Source organism: Spirochaeta lutea, from assembly GCF_000758165.1.
GTDB classification, from domain to species: domain Bacteria; phylum Spirochaetota; class Spirochaetia; order DSM-27196; family Salinispiraceae; genus Spirochaeta_D; species Spirochaeta_D lutea.
In genome coordinates this window covers 1-4,055 of sequence record NZ_JNUP01000035.1, presented here as the reverse complement: position 1 = coordinate 4,055, position 4,055 = coordinate 1, and the positions used below count along the sequence as shown (strand labels likewise).

Here is a 4,055-nt window from a genome sequence, read left to right as displayed (position 1 = left end):
GTTAGCTCCTGAAGAATGGCCGGCGTATGCTGGAATTTCAGGTACTCCATTTTTCGAATGATCACATCCAAACTCATCTGGTTCCTCCCACTATTTTCTGGTAATGGTCCATCTGGCGTTCGGCGACCTCCAGACCCCATTGTCGAGTCAGGTCACTCATCGGCCTGGTAGACAGCGTGATGGCCTCCCGGCTAAGCCGGATCATATTCTTCACCCCGGGATAGTATTCGTGAGTTTGAATCACCGTGCCTTCGCAGTAGACCTCAATTTCCGTTCCAGTGTTGATGACTCGGACCGACTTGCCCTCATGCCCTTCGGGGACCTGGTACCAGTTGCCTCTGAAGTACACCAGAGACTCAGTTGAAACCGTGGTTGAAGCCGAGTCGAGATGAATCCGAGGCGCGTCTGAGACATCCTGAAGAAACTGCTTTTCGTATTCGTAAGCCTCAAGAATGCTTGTGCCAGTAGCCGGACAGCTCCACCGAGCCACTCGTTCGGCGAGCAGCTCATTGAAGAACTCCTGAGCTTCGCGAAGACTCCTGAAAATCGTGGTGTTGAAGTCGATGTCCCGAAAGAGATCCTGGATTCGCCGTTCAACCTTTCCCTTGTCTTGGGGCATACCCGGACGAGCGGGAAACGCCTGTGTTCCCAAGCTTTCCAGATACTCCATGTAGTCCTGATTCATCTGCGACTTCCGGCCCTTCCACAGTTTCACAGCAGTCGCCATACAGTCGGGGCGAACAAACTCGGCAATCCCGCCGAGCATGCTGACCGCTTCATGATGCGCACTCAGGAATGACTGAGTATCCTTTTTGACTCTCAACACCATCGCCGGCATACGTGAAAACGCGAGCTGAATAATCAGCACATTGATGGTAACCCAGTTCTCCGGAGCCCCGACTTGTACACGTACCGACTCCTTCCAATCCACCTGCATGAGCTTCCCCGGCGGGGTCTCCATACGCATTCGGTACTGTTTTGCTATGACTTCGGGGTAATGTTTCTTGAGATAACGCCGTAAAGCATCATAGGATAAGGCAAAGTTATGAAACTTCCTTAAACCGCTGTACAGCGAACGTACGGTGTGGCGCTTTGACGGCTCGCGTTGATCATTCTGTTGAATCCATATTTCGATTTGGCGGTTGAATACAGATACTCCAGAATACCGTGTCGACCGGCCGTCAACGCCTTTTCCCTTCTTCCGATGGTAGCGGATCGTTCCTTCTGTAACCCCGAAGCGGCGCGCTAATTCGGTATTACTGATATCCAGATCAAGACCCAGCATACAAAACTCCTTCTGATTAGCTTGTAACTTTCCCACCCGGATACCTCCTTTACAGAAGTATCGGGTCGTAAATTTACGCGCCGTTTCTTTCGAAGTTTAGTGCGCCTTTTGACAACAGGAAACTGAGGTTTCATATACTCAGCATGGGGATTCTACTCAGCCAGGCTCCCTTGGCCTGCGGTCATTCAAAGAATGAATCTGGTTAGGTTACCTCGCGCAAACGCTGCTGTATCTCATCCATTCTACTTTCAATAAAACTCTCCGGTAGAACTCCTGTATTTTGCCCTTGGATATTATAAACACGGCATGCAAAACTAAATGACACCGGTTTCTCCAATGTATAAATGTCTATGTTATCAATGAGTATGGTAGGGGAGCCGCTGAATTTTTCTCTTTCCGCTTGTTCTATAGATGAAATTTCGACAATATCTAAATTATCGTCAGGAATATGCTGTTTTCTCATCACTGACTGAAGGTTCGCCAGGGTGATCGATGAATTCGGACATCCGCAAAAATATTGAAATAAAATCATACACCCCCCGTGTTGTCATTTTGTCGTTGAAAATAAAACATGTGATCTGTTGAGGATTGATCTTTCATAAAATCCTCCAAGGAGTACAGCTGTTCAACATGAAAGGCCCCATGTGTACCTGTTGACAATAATGCCTGTCTAACGACCCACGCTGTGAATAAACCGGTGGAGTATCCTTCATTTGAACCTTGTACACCGACAACCTGTTTTGTTCCTGGAAAATCTCGAGACCATCCAACAGCTTGTAATCTGAACTTCTTGCTACCCATTGGGAGGACCTTGAGTAAAGCCCGGAGCATGGTTTGTATTCTTTCTTTTCCCAATATTTTGGTCAATCCAAGTTTTCGGCTTCCTGCCAGTAGCTTTGTGGTAAAAGCTGAAAAAAAGCCGAAGTATGTTTTGGCCTCTTCAATGTTTAGAGTGTCTGATATAACGTGCTGATCAGAAAAATTAAAGTTGTACAGGGGCCGTTCTTTTTCATCCTTAAGACCTGGGAATGAGGTAGTTTTCTTTTCTGTGAAACTCTTTACCCATACGGATTGCCTGCGCGATTTTAATTGGTAAGTTGAGTTTAGGGTATCAAAGGTCCATTTCATGGCGGCGGGTCCATGTATTTCACCCAAGCCGAGTTGAATAAAAATGTCTATATTTGTAACAGAGGGCATCAACCCCAATACATGCTTGGCGAGTAGGTTGGTGAGACCCGGGGCGAGACCAACACTTGTAATGATCATACAATGATTATCGAGTGCTTGTTGTTTCAAACTGTGAAGTGATTGGATAATATCGATTGAAGCGGTTATGTCTATATAGGAGATTCCATGCTCGACACAATACCTGGGAAGTTCAACGCCCTTCGTCTCAACACACATCACTACAATTCGTGCATGCTGTAATACTGAATGGAATGAATGGGGGGCATCTATATCAAAGGCAGTAGGAATGACGGTATTTCCTAATTCAGTTGCCAGATCTTGGGCTTTACGAAGATTCCTACCACTGATTATAACCTTTCCCGGGAAGTGAACCGATAGCTGTTCAGCCACTACTCTACCCACCGATCCGTATCCGCCAACAAGATAAAGCAACCCTTTCTTCTGTAAAATTGGAAAAAGTTAATCGGTCTCCATATCCAAATATCGCTTCCCGGTTGCCCAGGTCTCGTCAACTTCCATCATGATCGCCGCTACGATACGGTTCAGTGATTCCTTGTTCGGGAAGATCATAGCCACTTTTGTCCGTCGTTTGATCTCCTTCATTTGTCGCTCGGCAAGATTGGAAGTGCGCAATCGCCGGCGATGTTTTACCGGGATCGTGAACACCGTAAGACTCTCCGGTACGTTGTGCTCCAGCCATTCGCTGAGCTGTGGAGAATCTGCGCGGTACTTATCAACGGCTATTTTCAGGTACCGCTGAGCTTCTTCCAGGTTAGGCGCATTGAACACGGTACGTAGATCCTGCGCCAGCTCTTTCCGCATGCTCTGCCGTGTCACGTGATGTCCGGCATTCTGCTGCAGGTGGAACTGGCAGCGTTGCCACTTCACGGTCGGGAAGATCGCTTCGCATGCCGCCTTCAGGCCACTATGAGCATCAGAGGTAATCATGGTTACCCCGTGAAGACCTCGTTCTACCAGCGACTGGAGGAACCTCCGCCAGTGGACATCGGCCTCGCTGATCTCTGTGCTAATTCCAAGTACACGGCGTTGCCCGGTAATGTCTATCCCATAGGCAATTAGCACCGCTCCTGACACCACTGAGCGATCCATACGAACCTTCTCATAGGTCGCGTCCAGCACGAGGTACTTATAGGTATCCAGAGGTCGTTCTCGCCATTTTTTGATCTCTTCATCAAGCAACCTGGCGGCATTCGAAACCTGGCTCTGAGAAACCTCGAACCCGCATAGCTGTTCGACGATCTTTGACACACGACGGGTTGAGACTCCCTGGATATACATCTGCGCAATGGCGAGCTTCAAGGCTCGTTCGCTGCGACACCCCTTATCGACCGCACCGGGATAAAACTCCATCCCCCGTACTTGTGGGATCTGAATTGGAACCTCGCCCATACGCGTCTTTAGGAGCTTATCCTTGTACCCGTTGCGATGGCCAGTCCGATCTTCATTACGCTCGTAGGGTCCGGCGGACAAGGCCTTCTCCTGTTCCAACTTCATGGCCAGATTCATGATGGTACCGATTGTCTTTGTGATGCTGTCCTTGCCTCCCCCCTGGATGTCTTCA

4 protein-coding genes are annotated in these 4,055 nt (G+C 48.6%); all 4 read right to left on the bottom strand.

The window, feature by feature from the left end; genetic code table 11:
• Nucleotides 1-73: 73 nt before the first annotated feature.
• The 4 genes from istA to DC28_RS04455 all read right to left on the bottom strand — a co-directional run bounded on the left by istA (nt 74) and on the right by DC28_RS04455 (nt 4,048).
• Nucleotides 74-1,321 (bottom strand): IS21 family transposase, encoded by a 1,248-nt coding sequence (gene istA / locus DC28_RS04470; protein WP_156104573.1) that lies wholly within the window; start codon nt 1,319-1,321, stop codon nt 74-76.
• A gap of 166 nt (nt 1,322-1,487) precedes the next feature.
• On the bottom strand, nt 1,488-1,817 hold the full coding sequence (locus DC28_RS04465) for a hypothetical protein (protein WP_037546371.1): 330 nt from the start codon (nt 1,815-1,817) through the stop codon (nt 1,488-1,490).
• On the bottom strand, nt 1,814-2,905 hold the full coding sequence (locus DC28_RS04460; protein ID WP_280938007.1) for a saccharopine dehydrogenase family protein: 1,092 nt from the start codon (nt 2,903-2,905) through the stop codon (nt 1,814-1,816). Before DC28_RS04460 ends, DC28_RS04465 begins: the two co-directional genes overlap by 4 nt.
• Nucleotides 2,906-2,932: 27 nt before the next feature.
• On the bottom strand, nt 2,933-4,048 hold the full coding sequence (locus tag DC28_RS04455) for an IS256 family transposase (RefSeq protein WP_408020227.1): 1,116 nt from the start codon (nt 4,046-4,048) through the stop codon (nt 2,933-2,935).
• Nucleotides 4,049-4,055 lie beyond the last annotated feature (7 nt).